13 protein-coding genes are annotated in these 19,325 nt (G+C 67.7%); 11 read left to right on the forward strand and 2 right to left on the reverse strand.

Annotated features, from left to right (window positions below; all coding sequences use genetic code 11):
- From OO62_RS37600 to OO62_RS02955, 6 genes are all read left to right on the forward strand, one after another.
- On the forward strand, nt 1-1,629 hold a 1,629-nt coding region (locus OO62_RS37600), incomplete at its 5' end, for a toxin glutamine deamidase domain-containing protein (RefSeq protein WP_211267949.1).
- A gap of 57 nt (nt 1,630-1,686) precedes the next feature.
- On the forward strand, nt 1,687-3,927 hold the full coding sequence (locus tag OO62_RS02935; protein WP_129322958.1) for an SUKH-4 family immunity protein: 2,241 nt from the start codon (nt 1,687-1,689) through the stop codon (nt 3,925-3,927).
- Between the two features lie 162 nt (nt 3,928-4,089).
- Nucleotides 4,090-6,291 (forward strand): SUKH-4 family immunity protein, encoded by a 2,202-nt coding sequence (locus OO62_RS02940; protein WP_033265581.1) that lies wholly within the window; start codon nt 4,090-4,092, stop codon nt 6,289-6,291.
- A 456-nt stretch (nt 6,292-6,747) separates the two neighbouring features.
- Nucleotides 6,748-7,053 (forward strand): hypothetical protein, encoded by a 306-nt coding sequence (locus OO62_RS02945; protein WP_033265582.1) that lies wholly within the window; start codon nt 6,748-6,750, stop codon nt 7,051-7,053.
- A 211-nt stretch (nt 7,054-7,264) separates the two neighbouring features.
- Entirely contained in the window at nt 7,265-9,493 is a 2,229-nt protein-coding gene (locus OO62_RS02950; RefSeq protein WP_033265583.1) for an SUKH-4 family immunity protein, read from the forward strand.
- 71 nt (nt 9,494-9,564) lie between these two features.
- A complete protein-coding gene (locus OO62_RS02955) occupies nt 9,565-11,952 on the forward strand; it encodes an SUKH-4 family immunity protein (protein WP_129322957.1) in 2,388 nt (795 codons plus the stop codon).
- 13 nt (nt 11,953-11,965) lie between these two features.
- Here the strand turns inward: OO62_RS02955 and OO62_RS02960 are convergent, their stop codons facing one another.
- Complete coding sequence (locus OO62_RS02960; RefSeq protein WP_033265585.1) at nt 11,966-12,355, reverse strand: hypothetical protein; 390 nt, start codon at nt 12,353-12,355, stop codon at nt 11,966-11,968.
- 233 nt (nt 12,356-12,588) lie between these two features.
- On the opposite strand from OO62_RS02960, the gene OO62_RS02965 reads away from it, so the two are divergent.
- From OO62_RS02965 to OO62_RS02985, 5 genes are all read left to right on the forward strand, one after another.
- Entirely contained in the window at nt 12,589-13,215 is a 627-nt protein-coding gene (locus OO62_RS02965) for a hypothetical protein (RefSeq protein ID WP_129322956.1), read from the forward strand.
- Between the two features lie 190 nt (nt 13,216-13,405).
- Nucleotides 13,406-14,671, forward strand: a complete 1,266-nt coding sequence (locus tag OO62_RS02970) for an ABC transporter substrate-binding protein (RefSeq protein ID WP_206738491.1) — start codon at nt 13,406-13,408, stop codon at nt 14,669-14,671.
- On the forward strand, nt 14,668-15,591 hold the full coding sequence (locus OO62_RS02975) for a carbohydrate ABC transporter permease (RefSeq protein ID WP_033265587.1): 924 nt from the start codon (nt 14,668-14,670) through the stop codon (nt 15,589-15,591). Before OO62_RS02970 ends, OO62_RS02975 begins: the two co-directional genes overlap by 4 nt.
- A 5-nt stretch (nt 15,592-15,596) precedes the next feature.
- Complete coding sequence (locus OO62_RS02980; protein ID WP_033265588.1) at nt 15,597-16,433, forward strand: carbohydrate ABC transporter permease; 837 nt, start codon at nt 15,597-15,599, stop codon at nt 16,431-16,433.
- A 526-nt stretch (nt 16,434-16,959) separates the two neighbouring features.
- Nucleotides 16,960-17,892 carry a TauD/TfdA dioxygenase family protein gene (locus tag OO62_RS02985; protein ID WP_033265768.1) on the forward strand — a complete coding sequence of 311 codons (933 nt, stop codon included), beginning with the start codon at nt 16,960-16,962 and terminating at the stop codon, nt 17,890-17,892.
- Between the two features lie 166 nt (nt 17,893-18,058).
- Here OO62_RS02985 and OO62_RS02990 read toward each other — a convergent pair whose 3' ends face one another.
- Nucleotides 18,059-18,904 carry an ArsR/SmtB family transcription factor gene (locus OO62_RS02990; protein WP_033265589.1) on the reverse strand — a complete coding sequence of 282 codons (846 nt, stop codon included), beginning with the start codon at nt 18,902-18,904 and terminating at the stop codon, nt 18,059-18,061.
- Nucleotides 18,905-19,325: the final 421 nt, after the last annotated feature.

Consider the following 19,325-nt stretch of genomic DNA (forward strand, 5'->3'; position numbering starts at 1 on the left):
AACGCCGGCCACGGCTCCCAAGCCGTCATCATCACCCAAGACCACAACGGCCGCGCCCACGCCTGGAACGTCGTCAACCACAACGGCAACCTCACCTACATCGACGCCCAAACCGGCCAACGCAGCAACACCCCCCTCCACGACGGCACCAACGGCGTCCACGCCATCCCCCTCAACCCCAACCGCCAACCCATCCCGAGTTCCGCGCCCAAGCAGAGCGGCTCAGGGAACCCAGGGCCTTCGAAGCCGACCGGCGAGGACCGTCGGCCTCCCGCAGAACCAGCGGGCGGCAAGCACAAGGCGGAGAACGAGAGTCCGGACGGCAGTGAGGGCCCGAGCAAACCGAAGAAGCCCAAGAGGGACAGCGCCGAGAAGAGGCGGCAAAACCTAGCTGATTCTGAACGTCGATTCGACAGTTCCGAATACAAGGGGTCCGCCGAATACAACACAGCGCAGGAGGCCACCGACACGCATGACGGCATGTTGGGCGACGACGCGCAACGACGCCTGCGTCAGACGCACGACGTGCTCCAGATGGACATCGGCCCGGTCGTGGATGCAGTACACAGGTGGGCTGAACCGAAGACCCCTGGGACTGAAGCGCCGCTGCTCCAAGCTGTCCGTGAGATCAAGGCACACGGCGCTCTGGACGTGGAACACCTCAACACCATTCTCCCGGGATTCCGCGACCTGGACCGGCATCAGAGAATGGCCGCGCTCGCCGGCATCGCCCGTCTGAGCAACGCTGTGCACCGCGAATACTCGCCCCTCAATGTCCCCGTCAAGGAAGAAGGCGCACCAAACGGCGGAGTGCGGATCCACGACGGACATTCGATTAAGGGTGGCTCGCTGGCGAATGACCCCAAGGCGTTTGCTCGCGAATACGCAGCACGACAGAGCGTCCCGAAGAGCGACGACGACTCAAAGGCCGCCAAGGAAAAGCGCCTGAAGGACATCAACGTACAGAAGCGGCGCCTCACAGCCCTGTGGACCCAAGAGGTCGAGAAGGCAGCGGACGACATCTTCCGCCCCGATATGTCCGGCCGAAATTACATGGCGCTCGAAGTCACTGAAACCGACAAGGACGGAAACAGTCGAATACATTACGTGATCGACTCTTCCGTTCCACCCGGCTCCGCAGAGGGAGATGAAGTTTCCGCTCACTCTGAGCCGCTGGGCGGAGAAGCGCTGCGACGGGCACAGGCGACCAATCCTGACCGGCAGTTCAAGCTGACCGGCCTGTACACCGAGTACGAACCCTGTGGAAACAGTGGCGAATTGGGCGGGCAGGGCTGCTCTCACTACATCAGTGAAAACTTGGAGCGCCCTGCCAAGGGGCCCGGATCGGAACGCACCAAGTTCAGCGACTTGACGGAACAGCAGATCAAAAATGTCCCTGACGAGAAGAGCGGCGTAGAGGTTTCGTACGCCATTCCCTACCGATACGGCGATGTGGAAGCCGACACTCTCGGCGAAAACGAAGCCACGGTGCAACGACAGGAGAACCTCAAGATCAAGTGGGGTGTCGGCATGAACCAGGTACGCGGAGAGCTTCTGATCGCATGGGACAAGGCGATACAGACCAGGCAGCCCCAGGTGCCGTCACCGGCAGCACCGTCGCAGCCGTAGTACGGTCGAGTCCACTACCTGCCCTTCACTGTCGACATCGATCGGAGCCGTCACCCCGTGCTCTACGACGAAGCACTCGCTCGCCTTACTCGTTGGCTGGAAGAGCCGCTGGAGGGGAGCTGCATCCTCCCGGTCAGAGGGGCTGTGGGGGCAGGTAAGACACGACTTGTCAAGGAAATCCGCGAGCGTGCCACAGCAGCGTCCTACGTGGATTGCCGTGGCCTGGACATGGATGGCGTTATCGCCGCCCTACTTGCTGAATGGGGGTACGAGCCCGGGTTCCTCCGAAAGCGGAAAAACCCCCTGGATGACGCGGTCCGGGAACAGTCCAGAAACCGGACGGAACTCGTCGTTCTCCTCGGAAACGTGCAATGGGCAGGCAGATCCGCCACTTCGACGGAACCTCGGCGCATCGCCGAATCCTTGGTGCCGGCACTCGCGGTCTATGGCGGGCGAGCGGTACGCATCATTATGGAAGGTGATGCCGAGCAGGCGTCGGTACGACCCCCTCTCGCCGACGCTGGCGGGATTCTCCTGGACGATGGTGATACTCATGAGCCATACGGCCGGGTTTCCCGGCTCATCACACAACACCCGCGCCTTCGAGCACTCGCGGCAGCAGAGGCTCGGCAGATCGCTCTGCCCGTCTGGGAAGCTTTGTGTGACGCACTGGAGGTCCCCGGGACCATCGAGGACCTGCGTGAATCCCTGCTCACCATGCCGTCGGATATCGTCACTTCACACATTGACACCACGGGCGTGGAACGAGTCGGTTTCCGAACCGACGGCATACATCACCTCTTTCGATCGGAACAGGGTGCAACGGTTGCGGAACAAGGCCGTATCACTGACGCCCTGCTGACCGGTGTCACACACTCCGAGCACCCACAACGGGCTCAGGTCGGTGACCATTTCACAGAGTACGCGGCGTTTGCGTTGCCCGTGCATGCGGCGCTCGCCGGCCGACTTCCTGAATTGCTCGATTCGACCACGTTCCTGGTTCACGCGGATTACCGCACGATCTTCACCGGATTGGCGCTGGCCTATCCACACGGTGTTCCGTTCGGCACGCGGGCTTCCGCCATCCACTACTTGGAGGCGGATGGCGTCGAGCCCGCCAGCCAAGAGGAGTGGCTTTCCTGGCTGCACTGGGCCGAAATGAATCGCGGTGAAACGGAGTTTGCTTCCCAACTGGCCAGCGCCGCCCCTTCATTGCCATGGACAACCCGATGGACACGGTGGCGACCGTACGGAGTCCTCGGCCCCTCCCCCAGCGACCAAGCGGCCGCCGAGAACCTGGTCATGGGAAACCTCCACGGTTCTCCCGTCGTCGCTACGCAGACTGCACTCGATGAGGACGAACTGCCGGACGACTGCGATTTCGACGCCGATGGCTGGTCTCAGGAGCAGGTCTGGAGTCTGCAGGACGGCACACCTTTGAGCGGAACTCGCATCGTCACGGAGTACTGGGCCGTGACAGGGGAGATCGAGCGCGTCGAAGGACGCGAGTTTGAAGAATATGAAATCCCCCTCGACCAGAACGGCGGCCCTGCCCCCCGGGCACCGGAGTCCGCCGAACGTCTGGCGGCCGGCGGTGACGGTGTGTGGGTCTACGGCGGTGGTGGTGGCGTCTTCGTCATCGATGTGGCCGATCCGAACAGAGTCGTCGAAAGCCCGTCCTGGCGCGATGCACCGCTTCTGAGCACGCACAACCTGTCCGCGCGCTGGCCGGTGCCGGAGGCCGCAATCCGCCCGGACGCACCGACGCATCGGTGGCTGGAGGAAATCTTCGAGGACGCCCCCTGCGTTCTCCTTGATGCCACGCAACTGCCCAGCGGCCTCTCGGATACGCGTAGCCGCGCCTTCCTGGCTGGTAGCGGTCTCCCCGCCCTCGAAGACGACCTCCCTTTCGCCGCCCTCTCGGACCTCTCGGAGACGGGCCTGCAAGAAGGCTCGTGGCCCGCACATACGCCTCGCCCATCAGAAGCAGGCACCTTTTACCGCCTAGGCCGATGGATGCGTTCCGACTTGCTGCTGGACGGGGCCACGGGGCGGGTCTTCCAGGGCTCCGACAGTGATGAGAACGAACGACAACTCGCCAGCAGCCTTCCCCAATTCCTTACTGTGCTTGCCCTCTACTGGCTCGTCCGCTGGAGCAATGTCACGACTACGGAAGAGCGCCGGGATGCCACGCGAAGCCTGCAAGCCTGGGCCGCAGACATTGACCCGATCACTGCTGGACACCCACATTGGGACGCCATTTTCCGCGGCCATTGGGATGATCGTGAACAGCTCTGACCAGCGCACAGCCAGAAACCCTCGGCCCCGAGTTCTCGCGAATGCATGACGGTCATAACTTTTGCCCTCATCGCCATGTGGGCCGCATGGGCTTGACCTTCCCTACATATAACAGTGTAAGAAGCAGCCCCAAGCCCAAGCGGGGACGTCAGTAGAGGCATAATGGGCAACCAGGAACGGTCACCGAACATCACGTCGAACGAGGATGCCGTTTCCCTCATCACCGAGTGGTGGGGGGACGAGCGCCCCGGCGGCAAGTGGACCCATGTGGCGGATACTTCAGGACGCGACGGCGCCGAGGTGCTGCGCGAGGTCCACCGCACCATCGCCGGCAGCGTTCTGCTCGATGCCACCGGGCGTACCGCCGAAGAGTTGCACGCCGAAATACTAGGGATTCTTGGCGTTGACCTCTCTCCAGGCAGCCGCCGGAATTGGCGTGTGTCGTTGCGGAGGCTGGAAGAGCCCCGGCTCGTCCTCGTCATCAATGCTCACCGGGCGGGAGTCACGCGCTTCTCGTACGAGCCGGAAAGCCTCCTTTCCCGAACGGTTCAGGGATTGAGCGGTGGCAAGGCTGGACTTGTCGTTCACAGCGGGCCGGTGAGGCGCTCCGTACGTGCACCCATCGCGGTGCAGGTGGAGGGGCAGGAGTCCACGAATCGCGACTGGCCGCAGTCTGTCCGTGCCCTGGCTTTGTCGGAGCCGCGCGTCGTGCCCCTGCGCATGTGGGCTGAGCTCACCGCCGCTCTGACCGGCGAACGACCGACGGAGTCCGCCCTTTCGGAAGTCCTGACGGAGTTCCCGGACGCGCTTGCCTCCGACGAGAGCGGCGTCCGGTTCATGGACGAAAGCCTCGCCGAAGAACTGCGCCGCGGTACGGACGAGCGGGAGGTCGAAAACGTCAACCGGCATCTGGTCCGGTGGCTGTGTGACCTCTCTCCGGAATTCCAGCACCCGGAGGGGTGGAGCAAGCACGGCCCCGAAGGCGCCTATGCGGCGACCGGACTTGCCATGCATGCCGCACGTGCCGGCTGTTACCAGGGGCTTCCCGCAGACTACGAGGGGCCTGCGCGGGTCTTCGGTGATCTGCTCCAGGACGGGCAAGCGATGGCGAACGTCCCCCAGCTTTTGCTGCTGGACGCCGCCGCCTGTGCGAGCTTCGGCACCCTTCCCGGCAACTCGGCCGCCGCGGACGCCTCCTACCTTTGGCTGTACGGCATGATTCCGGCCGCGCAAGGGGAATGGGCCGCCTGGCTGTACCTCATGGCCACCGCGCGCGGCGACGACTCGTTCGCCTCCGCCGTCGCCGCATCCGGCGTGGACCTCCCGTGGAAGGTGAAGTGGACGCAGTGGCGGCCACCGGGTGCCTACCACCATCGCTACCTCTCATTCCGCGCCTGCGACGGCATGGCGGAAGTGCAATGGCAAGGACGGCCGGCCGTTGCCGGCCTCTACGACGCCGACGAGTCCACGACTCTCTGGGACCCCCTCACCGGCCAGCTGCTGGCCGGGCCCTGGTACGGGGAGGACATTCCGGAGGAGCATCTTCCCGACCTGTCGTGGCCCGATGAGGAGGAGGATGCGGGACCCACGACGTTTGACGAGCTTTTCGAGTCCATGCCGGACGAGCCTGCGGCCCACGAGCTGCTGCTCGCCGCTCCCCCGCTGGCTCTTGAGGATGTGACCGTCCTGGGTGGTGCCGGTGGCCTGTTCGCCGTCGAACCTGCGGCAGGGGGACCTTTCGCCGGTACCACCTCCTCCGAAGTGCGTCCCCTCTCCGGTCCATACGTGGCGGCAAACGAAACGACACCCGTCGATGCACCGCCGCCCGGCCCGGCAGATCTGATCGAGTTGTACGGCGCCGACGCGTTCCGGAAGTTCGGAGATGGGGACCTCCCCGCCGCACTCACCGACCCGGCAACCCGGCGCGCTCTCACCGACCTCGGCCTTCCCGCCGTGGATGAGAGCGGCATGGCGCTCTACCCCTGGGGGTGGGCCGGCCGGCTGCCCGAAGCCCTGGACCAGGTCTCCTGGCCGTCGGGCATCGATGCCCTCGAAGAGACCGGCCCGCTCTTCCAGATCGGGATCTGGATGGGCGGCGACCTGGTCATCGACGGCCACTCAGGTCACGTACTCCGCATCCCCACAGAGCCCGACGAGGAACATCTGGCAGCCCTGCCCGCGGCCTGCAGTCTGGAGAGCTTCCTGACGCTGCTCGGTCTGTGGGTCACTGGCCTCCGCCTCAAGGCCGTCATCGAGGACGACGAGCTCTACCTGTTGCGGCAGCACGTGCAGAGCGCCCAGTTGCTCGTCGACGAAACAGGCGCGGAAGCTCCTGCGTGGTCATATGCCTTCCTCAACGACTGACCGATGCCGCACGGCAGAAGTTGAGTGTGGCCCAATAGAGCCTCGCGAGGGCCGGCGACAAGGCAAACGCGAGCCACCGGAGTGCCGTCAAACCGCCAAGGCGGAAGTCACCAAGGCGGAACAAGCTCACAAGAAAGCCGGCGGCGCACTCAAGAACTCGGTGGGTGAACCGCGATCCAAGACTCAAGCTCGCATGGTCAGGCTGGAGAGGGCAAGGGGAACTTCCTGACCATGGTCGCGCTGTGGATGGCCGCCCACCTCACACCTCACCAGGGACCTGGTCGACGGCGACGAGGCATACCTCCTGCCCCACCATGTCCTCACCGCCCACCGGAACATCGACCCGACCGGAGCCGAAGCCCCCGCCTGGTCGTACGCCTTCCACAATCCCTGACACACACCCACGCGTTGTCGCGCGCCCCTGCCCCTGAGCCAGCTGAAGAGGAGAGAGGCTCCATGCCGGAGACCGAGCCGCCGGCGGAATCGGCACCCCAGATTCCTGCAACTCCCGCGGAAGCACTGGAGATCGCCAGTTCAAGCTTCAAGCCCCGTTGCCACGACGGCACCCTGGCACCTCTGCACGTCGAAGAATTCGACATCGGCTACCTCATCTACGCCACCTTCCCGCCCACGGAGCCACGCTCATTCGGCGGCAGCCATCTCGTGATCTCCAAGAGCGACGGTGCGCTGACATACGTCCCCAACTTCCCCCCGCAATCAGCAATCGGCCTCTATCGCAAGCGCCACCACCCCAACCCCTAACCCTCGGCGTTGCGCGGTAAATGCCGTCATCGATCGGTAGGGGCTCAATACAACGGCTGGACCCGTCGGATTTCGTCAGGCATCGGCGGCACATGGCCTCCGCCGCCGTGCGTACATCCACCTGCCTGCCCATGGCGGGCGAACTACGGAACGAGGCGGCCCACGCCTGTACGGACCGTTTCGATCGCGAGAAGCAGCAGCAGGGAGTGGGATGACCGAGCGCGAGCCGACGTCCGGGGAGGTCGCTCCCCACGAGGTGATGCCCCTTCTCCTGCGCTGGTGGAACGAGTGGCACACCGGTGACCCCTGGGCGCATCTGGCCGACCCTTCGGGAATTGCCGGTGCTGCGGTGCTGCGGGAGCTGCACCAGCAGATCGGGGGCAGCATCCTGGTGGATGCCTCGGGGCGTACCGCCGAGGAAGTCATGGCCGAGGTGTTGCACCGAGTCGGTATTGACGTGTCACCCGCCAACCGGTGGAACTGGCGCGCCGAGCTCGACCGATTGGGAGAGCCGCGGCTCGCCCTCATCGTGAATGCACATCGTGCGGGCCGCACTCGTAGCTCGTCCGAAGGGCGGCGCCTGGTGACTCAGGTGACCGACCGCCTCAGCGGGGGCCCCGTGGGCGTGCTCGTCCACACGCTTCCCGAGGCGCTGCCGCCGCTCGCCGATGCCGTCTTCTCCCTCCGTGACCGTGCAGACGGCGGTGGCTCCTGGCCGACGCCGCTGCGTGCGCTGGCGCTCTCCCAGCCCCGGGAGGTGCCGGTGCGCGTCTGGGCCGAACTCACGCACGCGCTCGGCAAGGAACCGGTGGCCGAAGGCGTGCTCCACGCCGTACTGGAGGACTTCTCCGACCACCTGATGTCCGGGACGCACGGAGTGTCCTTCGCCGACGAGGGCCTGGCGGAGGAACTGCGACGGAGCGCCACGGACGACGAGATCAACCGCGTCGACCGGCACATGACCGAGTGGCTGACATCGGTCTCACCCGAGTTCCGCCATGCCGAGGGATGGGCCGCAGCGAGTCCCGAAGGGCGCTACGCGGCCTTCGGGTTGGCCATGCACGCCGCACAAACGACCCTCGTCGCGTCGGGACCGGCCGAGGATCCGGGTCCGGCCACCCCCTTCGGCGCTCTCCTCCAAGACGGCGGGGTACTGGCCAACATCCCGCAGACGACCCTGATGGACGCCGCACGGTGCGCGTTCCTGGGTGACCTGCCGGGAGGTACCGCCGCCGGCGACGCGGTCCATCTCTGGTCCTACGGCGTGATCCCGTCCCGTCAGCCGGAGTGGGCCGCGTGGCTGCACCTGATGGCCATGGCCCGTTCGGACCGCTCCTTCGCCGCGGCCGTCGCGGACTCCGGTGTGCGGCTGCCCTGGAAGACGACGTGGTCGCATTGGCGTCCACCGGGTGGGTACCACTGGCGGTACCTCGAACCGGGCCCCGTCGACGGACTGACCGCAGTGTGCTGGCAGGGCCGTGCCGCCGTTGCCGGCCTCCACACCTGGACGTCCCGCGCCGACATCTGGGACGCGGTCACCGGCGAACACCTCGCCGGCCCCTGGCACGAGGAGATCCCGGAGGCTCACCACGCCGATCTGACCTGGCCGCAGCCGGACGACGCGGGAGCTGAGGCGAAAGCGGACGAGGACCGTTCGGGTCCCGAAACCGTCGAAGACCTTGAGGACGCCATGTCGGACGCGGAAGCGCTCCACGACACGCTTCTCGCCGGCCCCCCGCTCTCCCGCAACGGCCAGATAACTATCGGTGGTTCGGGCGGCCTCTTCGCCATCGAAATTCCGGAGGACGCAGAGTTCTCCGGTTTCCACTCACCGAACGTGGAACCCTTCTCCGGTCGCTACGCCTTCACCACGGCGACCGTTCCCGTGGACGCCTCCCCGCCCAGCCCCGCAGATCTGGTCCAGATGTACGGGGCCCATCGCCTCCACACCTTCCCGGCACAGTTGCTGCCCGACGGCCTGACGCTCGAAGCCACGCGCCGCGTGCTCATGGAATACGGCCTGCCGGAAATGAGCGATGAAGACGGTATGGGTATTTACCCGCGCGGTGACCACCGAATGAGCATCTTCGACGAAGTCACCTGGCCAACGGACATCGACCCCATCGAGGAGTCCGGCCCCTTCTTCCACATCGGTTTCTGGATGGGCGGGGAGCTCGTCATCGACAGCCCTACAGGACACGTACTGCGCATTCCCACAGAGCCCGGAGAGGAACACCTCGCGGCCCTACCGGCGGCGCACAGCCTGGAGAACTTCCTCACCATGGTCGGTCAGTGGGTCACCGGCCACCTCATCAAGGAACTTGTCGACGGTGATGACGAGGCACGTCTCCTGCCCGATTACGTACTCGCCGCCCACAAGCGCATCGACCCGATCGGAGCGGAGGCTCCGGCCTGGGCCTATGCCTTCCACTCGCAGTGACGGGGCGGTGCCTTCGACGTCCGCAACCGACCTCTGCGACAAGGGCCAGGCTTTCCTCTACGCGTAGCGACTTGCTGCTGGACGGAGCCGTGGGACGGGCCTTCCAGGGCTTCGACGATAATGAGAACGAACAACAACTCGCCGGCGGTCTTCCCCGATTCCTGACGGTGCCGGGCCACTACTGGCTCGCCCGCTCAAGCAACGTCACGACGGCGGAAGAGCGTCGAGATGCCAGGCCGAGCAGGCAAGCCTGGGCCGCGGCCACTGGGATGATCGTGAACAGCTCTGACCAACACGCAGCCACAAGACTTCAAGACGCCGTAACCGTCATCAGCGACTGGTGGCAGGAGTGTCCCCCCGGTGGCCGTCCGGCGTATGTGCTCGACCCGTCCGGGACGGACGGCGCGTCGGCCCTCCAGGAAGCCCACCGGCGCATCGAGGGAAGCGTCCTCGTTGATGCGCAAGGACTCACCTCGGAAGAAGTTCACCAAGAGGTCCTCGTCGCCCTCGGGGTGGACCTCTCGCCGGGCAGCCGGAGTCGCTGGCGGAGTTCCGTTCGGCAGCTGACCGAGCGGCGGCTCGCGCTCGTCACCAATACACACAGGGCGGGCCAAACCCGGCGTTCCTACGAACCGGAACGCCTCATCTCCCGCACCGTCCCGGGATTGAACAGCGGCAATGTCACCGTGCTGGCGCATACCACTCCCCGCGACCTCCCCGCCCGGTCCGAGGTGATCCTTCGGCTGTCGGAGAGCGAGCCCTCGGAAGCGCTGGAATCCCCTCTTCTGCGGGCGCTGGCCTTGGCGGAGCCGCGCGACGTTCCCCTGCGGATATGGGCTGAGTTGGCGAGCGCCCTGACCGGTGAGCCGGTCGCCGAGACAGCCCTCACCCAGCTTGTCGACGACCGTTCCGATCTGGTCCAGCTGGGCCCGAACGGCGTGGCCTTCCTCGACGAGGGTGTGGCGGAGTGGCTGCGGAAGGAGACGCCCCCAGCGGAGATCGCGCGGGTCAGTCAGCACCTCGTCGACTGGCTCCAGCGCACCGCGCACGAATTCCGGCATTCCGAGGGATGGGACCGTTCCGGCCCCGAAGGCAGGTACGCGGCGGCCGGGCTCGCCGCTCACGCGGTTCAGGCGGGAGCGCTGGAAGAGCTGTTCCCCCGCGGCGATGTGCTCGCCAATATTCCCCAAACCGCCTTGATGGATGCCGCGTGCTGCGCGTTCGGCGGTCATGTACCGGGAAATTCAGCCGCCGGTGACGGCATTCACCTGTGGTCGTACGGAGTGGTCCCGGCCAGCCAGTCGGAATGGGCGGCCCTGATGCACCTCATGGCCACCGCACGGCAGGACACGGCATTCGCCTCCGCGGTCGCCGGGTCCGGGGTCGAGCTGCCGTGGAAAACCGCATGGACTCACTGGCGGCCGCCCGGTGGCTACCACGTCAGCTACACCCAGCCGATGGTGCTGACCGCGCTGGCCGAAGTGCGCTGGGACGGCCGCCCCGCTGTTGCCGGTCTCTGTGAGCGCAAGCGCCCGGACGCAGCGATCTGGGACGCCGAGACCGGTGAGCTGCTCGCCGGGCCCTGGCAGGGAGACGACATCCCCGAGGGTCATCTGGACGCTCTCTCCTGGCCGCACCCGGCCGACGCCGGCTCCCCGGACGAAGCCGGCCGACGCCCGGGGCCCCGGACGTTCCACGATCTGTACGACGGCGTCCCTGCAGGCCGCAGCGCGCACCGCACCTTGCTGGAAAGCCCCCCGCTGCCCGTCGGCGATTTGGTGATCCTCGGCGGATCGGGCGGCCTCTTCGCGCTCGAGCCACGTGCGGGAGAGGAGTTCGCCGGCTTCGGATCCGGCGCTGCCGAGCCGCTGTCCGGTCCGTATGCCGCAGTCGGCCCGACCGCGCCCGTGGGCGCCCCGCCGCCCAGCCCGCAAGATCTCATCCCGCTGTACGGCGAAGGGGAGATCTTCGAGCTCGACGAGGAGGAAGTGCCCGACGACCTCACGGACGAAGCGGCACGGCGCACACTCCTTGAATTCGGTCTTCCCGACATGCGGGAATTCGGTATGGGCCTCTACCCGTACGGGGATTCCCGCTTCGACGTGATGGACGAAGCCTTCTGGCCCGACGACGTCCCCCCGGTCCAGGAGACCGGACCGTTTTTCCAGATCGGCTTCTGGATGGGCGGCGAACTGGTCGTCGACGGCCCCACCGGGCACGTGCTGCGCATTCCCACAGAACCCGATGAGGACCATCTCGCGGGCCTGCCCGCCGCATGCAGCGTCGAGCGTTTCCTCACCATGGTCGGATTGTGGGTCACCGGTCTCCGCATCAAGCAGACGATCCACAACGACCTCGAAGCCGTCTTGCTGCCGCAGTACGTGGCGCACGCGCAAGCGTCCGTCGACAGCACCGGCGCCGAGGCTCCCGCCTGGTCGTACCTCTTCTACAACGAGTGATGCCCGGCCGCCCTCAGCGCGTCGCGGACCCCAGGGCGAATTGTGAGCTGTTGCGGTCGTCGCTCAGTTCGACGTTGGTGATGCTGACGGAGATATGGGTGTCGTCGGAGAAGCGGAGTCGCAGGCGCATGTCGAAGCGCCAGGTGTCGTCGCCGTTCGGGTGGATGGTGACGGTTGCCGTGCCGTTTTCCACGTCGGACTTCTCGATGCCGGTCAGTACCGCGAGCGGGTAGGGGCCTGAGGTCATGCCGTCCTTGAATTCTCCGAACGGTACGGAGAGGGAGGCGACTTCCACCGCGTCGGGTGTCGCGAGGGAAAGATTGATGCCGGTGTCCCAGTCACGGTTCTCATTCGCGGTGATGAAGCTGACCGCTCCTGCCGCGAGCGTCACGTTGTCGGTCATGCGAGCCCCCCTGGCCTCCGCGGGGGCCTTCCGGTCCGCCCCCGGCGTCGCCTGGTTCTTTGCCAGGCAGGCAAGCGCACACGCGTAGGACCGGGAGAGTTCCCACAAAAGAGTGAACTGCCGGTGCCGGGTTGATGGTTGGCGGACGATCCGCGCGGTGGCGGCGCTGCCTCCGTCGCGATGCAGGGGAATCTGTGGGGGCGATTGTCAGTGGGGCGGTTCATCATTACGGCATGACTGACAGCGCCGAAAGCATCCGGGAAGTCCTCGCCGACGACGACCAGGTCGCGGCCCACGCGAGGGCGAACACGGCCGCCCTGCTGGCGGAACTCGTCGACGGGGGGTGTGTGGAGCCGTGGGCGGCTCTCGACGACGGGGAGGCGGATGACGAGTGGCCCGGCTGCCTTCAGTTCTCCTTCGAGTGCCCGCAGGGGTACGAGGGCGATCTCGTCATGCCGGGCGTGCCGCTCGCGGTCGTGAAGGAGGGGACTGCGGAGGGGCCTTGGGCGCTGCTGCACAACGGCGTCGCGTACGGGTGGGCAGATCTGGTGGCGGAGCTCTGTTCGTTCGACGCGGCTCGGCAGACCATCTGGGCCAACGTGGAGCGGCTGGTGGGTGCGCTCAACGAGCGGGGACTTCCGCTGGGGGAGGCGGAGGTGAACGCCGATCCGGATGCGAGTGGCGATTCCTGGGTGACGTACCTGCTCGCGGTGAACGGGCGGACGGTGCGGGTGTCGGTGCCGGACGTGGCGGTGGGGCCGGGGCTTGCCCAGGAGATGTATGTGGAGGGGTATCCCTTTGCCTGGGAGGCGGCGTTGGAGGCGATAGGTGGTGCGGCCGCGGGGGCGGTGGTGGGCTGAAGGGGCTTTGCGACGGCTGGGCGTGCGTCGGCCGTTTCGTAGAGATGCAATGCGGGCGTCACGGTCGTGCGGCAGAGTGGACGGTCGCGCGGTGGTGATCGACGATCACTGGCGGAGACGCACCGAAGCAGTGGTGAGCGAGCGGTAAACGGAAGTTACTGGCGGGGTACGAGCTCAGGGGGCGACGGCCATGGCGGGGACGTTCGGCAGGCGACGGTTGATGGCGGGCGGCGGTGGGGCGGTCCTCGCCGCGGCGCTGGCCACGGCTTGTGGGTCCAACACCGGCCGTGGGGGCGGTGGTTCGGGGGTCGGGCTCCGTCAGTGGTACCACCAGTACGGGGAGCCGGGGACCGAGCAGGCCGTGAAGCGGTACGCCGCCGCGTACAAGAAGGCCGAGGTCACCGTGCAGTGGCGGCTCGGGGACTACGACCGGCAGACCGCGGCCGCGCTGCTCACCGACTCCGGGCCCGATGTGTTCGAGGTCAACGGGCCACTGCTGGACCAGATCCAGGCCGGGCAGGTGGTCGATCTGACTGCCGAGATCGAGCCGGTGAAGGACGACTTCAACCAGGCCGTGCTGGCGCCGAAGATCTGGCAGGGGAAGGTCTGGGGCATTCCGCAGGTCATCGACATGCAGATGCTCTACTACCGCAAGAGCGCGCTGAAGGACGCCGGGGTGGAGCCGCCGCGGACGCTCGACGAGCTGGTGGACGCGGCGAAGGCGGTCAGCGCGAAGAAGAAGACCAAGGGGCTGTTCCTGGGGAACGACGGCGGGGTGGGGGTGCTGAGCGGTACGCCGCTGTTCGCTGCCGGGCTGAGCCTGATAAGCGAGGAGGGGAAGGTCGGGTTCGACGATCCGGCCGCGGCGCGGGTGCTGGGGAAGATCCGGCAGCTGTACGCGGACAAGTCGCTGCTGCTCGGAGCCCCGACGGACTGGTCCGATCCGGCGGCGCTCGTCCAGGGGCTGACCGCGATGCAGTGGTCGGGGCTGTGGGCGCTGCCGCAGATCAAGAAGGCGTTGGGGGACGACTTCGGGGTGCTGCCGTTCCCCCCGGACGGGAGCGGCGGCAAGCCCGCCGTTCCGGTGGGGGCGTACGGCTCCGCGGTGAGCGCGCGGAGCAAGCACACCGCGCAGGCGAAAGCCTTCGCCAAGTGGCTGTGGGTGGAGCGGACCGATTTCCAGCGCGACTTCGCGCTGTCGTACGGCTTCCACATCCCGGCCCGGATCTCGCTCGCGAAGCAGGCCGAGCAGCTGCGGGAGGGCGCGGCGGCCGACGCGGTGCGGTTCGCGACGGAGTACGGGCACGCGGAGCCGCTGCTGTGGACCTCGGCGAGCCGCACGGCGTATCAGGACGCGCTGAGCCGGATCATCAAGGACGGCGCCCACCCGGAGGGTGAGCTGAAGGGCGTGGTGCGGAAGGTCAGCGCCGAGCTCCAGCGGGTCAAGAAGAAGTGAGGGCCGGAGTGCTGGGGCCACAGCGGCGGAATCTGTGGTTCTGGGTGTTCGTCGGGCCGTTCGCCCTCGGGCTGGGGCTGTTCACGTACGTGCCGCTGGTCTGGAGCCTCTACCTCAGCTTCTTCGACGCCCACAACACGGTGAGCCCGGACGCCTCGGACTTCGTCGGCCTGGGCAACTACGGCGCGATGCTCAGCGACGGCGCGTTCCTGGCCAGCCTGGGGACGTTCGTGCTGTTCACGGCGTTCATCGTGCCGGCGACCTATGTGCTCGCGCTCGCGCTGGCGCTGATGGTCAACCGGCTGCGCGTCGCCCAGGCGTTCTTCCGCTCGGTGTTCTTCCTGCCGACGGCCTGCTCGTACGTCGTCGCGGCGCTGATCTGGAAGCTGTCGATCTTCAACGGGGTGCGGTTCGGGCTGGCCAACACCGTGCTGGGGTGGTTCGGCGCGGACCAGACCGCCTGGCTGTCGACGACCCACCCGCCCTGGTACTGGCTGGTCATCGTGACCGTACGGCTGTGGCTGCAGGCCGGGTTCTACATGATCCTCTTCCTGGCGGGGCTGCAGCGGATCTCACCGCAGCTGTACGAGGCGGCGGCGGTGGACGGGGCCCGGCCGGGCTGGCAGACCTTCCGGCACATCACCTTTCCGCAGCTGCGGGCCACGTCGGTCGCCGTGGTGCTGCTGTTGGTGATCAACGCGTTCCAGGCGTTCGACGAGTTCTACAACCTGCTGAGTGACGCGCGCGGGTATCCGCCGTACGCCCGGCCGCCGTTGGTCTACCTGTACTACACGGCGCTGGGCCAGGATCAGAACCTCGGGCTGGGCAGCGCAGGTGCGGTGATCCTGGCGCTGATCATCGCGGTGGCGACGGTGGTACAGGCCCGGTGGTTCGGGCTCGGCCGCAAGGGGGAGGACTGAGCGCGATGCAGGATGCGCTGACGAGGGCGGGGCGGGCGCTGCGGGTGGTGCTGCTGGTCGCCCTGGCACTGCTGTTCCTGGTCCCGTTCTATCTGCTGGTGCGCAACGGGCTCGCCAGCGAACGGGACATCACGGCACCGGACTGGACGTTCTTCCCGCACGCGCTCCAGTGGTCGAACCTGACCGAGGTCTTCCGGGACCCGAACCTCCCCCTGGGGCGGGCGCTGCTCAACTCCACGCTGATCGCGGTGTCGACGACGGCCGGCACGGTCGTGCTGGCCTCGCTCGCGGGGTACGGCCTGGCCAGGATCCCGTACCGGCACGCCAACGTCGTCTTCTACGCGATCCTGGGGACGCTGATGGTGCCGGCGGCCGTGACGTTCGTGCCGAGCTTCGTGCTGGTGTCGACGCTGGGATGGATCTCGACCCTGCGCGGGCTGATCATTCCGACGCTGTTCAGCGCGTTCGCCTGCTTCATTTTCCGGCAGTACTTCCTGGGCTTCCCCAAGGAGCTGGAGGACGCGGCACGGGTCGACGGCCTCGGCTACTGGCGGACGTACTGGAAGATCGTGGTCCCGAACTCCCGGCCGGTGTTCGCCGCCGTCGGCACCATCGTCTTCATCGGGGCCTGGAACGCCTTCCTGTGGCCGCTGGTGATCGGGCAGGACCAGGAGTCCTGGACGGTGCAGGTCGCACTGTCCACGTTCACCACCGCGCAGAGCCTCAATCTGCATGAGCTGTTCGTGGCCGCGGGGGTCTCGATCGCCCCGCTGGTGGTCGTCTTCCTGCTGCTCCAGCGGTACATCGTCGCGGGAGTGGAGCGCAGCGGGATCGACGACTGAGGCGCGAGGCGCGACCGGGGCATTGAGCGCTCCGGCACCGAGAAGGTACGGTGCGTGGCATGAGCACGCACTTGGAGGTCCGTGAGGTGGCGCCGCGCGACCGCGGCCCCCACGGCACGTGCGCGCCCCGCGGCCTGAGCTTTCTGCGCCGCCGTGGCCGGGTGGGGTCTCCCCCGGCCTGTTGTCGCCGTACCGCCTGAGCCGTCCGGCGGTCGCCCGGGCTGATGCCCGGCCGGCCTACGTCCGCCCCGGTGGCCGCCGCCTCCCTGACGCGGCGCTGCTCACGCCCTCGTGAGCCCCAGCCCTCCCTGGCAGGCCCCGCCGCCCCGGCTCATCCTCCGTACGCCCTGCACTCCTGTCCCGTACACCCCCGTACGCCCCGTAGGCCCCCGCCTCCCCGCCTCGCCGCTCCCCGCCCCTCCAGGAGGACCCGTTGACCACCGTCGCCGATGCCACCACCCCCGCCGCTCCCGCCGCCTCCGCTACCTCAGCCGCCTCCGTCGCTCCCACCTCCCCCGCCTCCCCCATCACCCCCGCCGCTCCCGTCCTGCGCTCGCACCGCATCCCGGCGGACGGGCTGTACGAGGGACCGCGGACGCTGCGCCGTACGCCCGACGGCTGGGAGGACCGGCCGTACGAGCGCTTCGAGGTCGTGCCGCAGGCCGCGACGATCGGGGCCGAGATCCGTGGGCTGGACCTGTCCCGACCGCTGTCCGGGGGGCTGCGCGCGGAGCTGAACCGGGCGCTGCTGGAGTGGAAGGTGCTGTTCTTCCGCGGCCAGCACCTTACTTCCGAGTCACAACGTGAATTCGCCGCCAATTGGGGGGAGTTGGAGACCAACCCACTGCTCGCACAGGGTGATTCCCGGGACGTGGTGCGGTTCGACAAGACGGCCGGCGGGGTGCCCACGTTCGAGAACGTATGGCACACGGACGTCACGTTCCGGGAGCGGCCGGCGCTCGGTGCGGTGTTGCAGTTGCAGTTGCGCGAGGTGCCGCCCACCGGTGGAGACACCATGTGGGCCGATATGGCCGCGGCGTACGACAATTTGCCTTCGGAAATCAGGGCCGCGATCGACGGGGCGCGGGCGGTGCACGACTATCTCCCGGGCTTCGCTCGCTTCTACTCCCCCGCACAACTCGCGCCATTCCAGGAGCAGTTCCCGCCCGTCGAGCATCCGGTGGTGCGCCGGCACCCGGAGACCGGGCGGCGGATGCTGTTCGTCAACGCGTCCTTCACCACGCGGATCGTGGGCTGGGACGAGACGGCCGGTGACCGGATGCTACGACTGCTGTTCCAGCAGGCGCACGTACCGGAGTTCCAGGTGCGGTGGCGCTGGCAGGCCGGCGATCTCGCGTTCTGGGACAACCGCGCCACCCAGCACTACGCGGTGAACGACTACGGGAGCGCGCGCCGGGTCGCCGAACGGGTCGCCATCGCGGGCGACCGCCCGTACTGACGGGTGCCTCGCCACCTGTACGGGCGGGGTGCACCACCCCGCCCCGGCGGCGGCCTCCCCGGCCCGCCACCCCGCCGACGACGCCTGGCCCACCACCCGGCCGAGGACGCCCGCCCCGCCCGCACTCCGCTCACCCAAGCACCGCGCACCCGCGCACCGCTCCCCCTCAGGCCGGTCGCCCGTAGGCCGCCTCCTCCGCCGGCCGCGCGCCGCGCAGCAGGGCCGCGCCCAGCGGGGTGAGGGTGTGCAGCACCGCGTTGCCCTGCCGCAGCGTGTTCAGCAGCCCGGCATCCCGCAGTACGGTCGCGTGCTGGCTGGCGGAGGCCACCGAGACGTCGGCGCGGCGGGCGAGTTCACTGGTGGTGCAGCCGACTCCGATGCCCTGGAGTATCGCGGAGCGGGTCTGGCCGACGAGCCGTCCGAGGGAACGTTCCTGCGGAACGTGCGGCGTGAGCCGCGGCGCCGGGTGCTCCACGGGGTAGACCAGGACCGGCGTCAGGTCCGGGTTGTGGAACGTGACCGGGGTGCGGCGGCAGAAGTACGAGGGCAGCAGGAGCAGCCCCCGGCCGTTGAGATGCAGTTCGCGGTCCACCGGGTAGTCGGCCTCCAGGACCGGCGGGCGCCAGCGCATCATCGGCGGGAGCGAGGCGAGCAGCCGGTCCGCGCCGCCGTCGAGCAGGGCCCGGCCGCGGGCCGCCCGGTCGGCCTCGATGCGGCCCTGGACGCGCGACCAGTACGGGGCGACGGCCACTTCGTAGTAGCGCTGGAGGACCCCGGCGAGCCGGCCGAGGCCGCGGCTGTCGCCCTCGGCCATCGCCCGTATCCACGACGGGAGCGGGCGGGTGGCGGTGGACAGCCGGGAGAGCTCGTCGTGCAGCCGGACGGCGGGTGTCTCGCGCAGTGCGGCGAGGGCATCCCCCATCCCGAGGAGCCCTTCGGCGGGCGTCAGGAAATCGGGGAAATAGCCGCGCGTGGGCACCAGCGGCGCCAGCAGACGCGCTTCGCCATTCAACTTTCCACGTGTTTCCGATCGCCATTTGCCGAACGCGGAATCGTCCCGCCGGTCGCGCAGTCGGTGAAAGCTCAACACCGTCTCCCACAGCGCGTCCGGGCGCGCCGCAATGCGCACACGGGCCAGATCGAGTCCACTGAAATGGACGCGTAACACCGAACCTCCACCCCTGTTTGCTCAGTCGGCCCCCGGCACGCCTGAGTATGCACGCCAACACGCGCGGTCACCATGCCCTTTTGGCCAGACTTGAAAGGGCTCGCGCGACCCGGCGGGCGACGGCAATGCTTGTACTCAATTCGACGGCGGCGCGACCGGCCCGGATTGCTCGATCCCGTGGGGGGTGATGGGCAAATAACCGGCCGCTCGGCAGCCCCGCCGAAGGCCGCCTTCCCGCGCCGACCGGGGTGGCGGCAGCTCCCGA

Source organism: Streptomyces lydicus (genome assembly GCF_000717345.1).
GTDB classification, from domain to species: Bacteria; Actinomycetota; Actinomycetes; order Streptomycetales; family Streptomycetaceae; genus Streptomyces; species Streptomyces lydicus.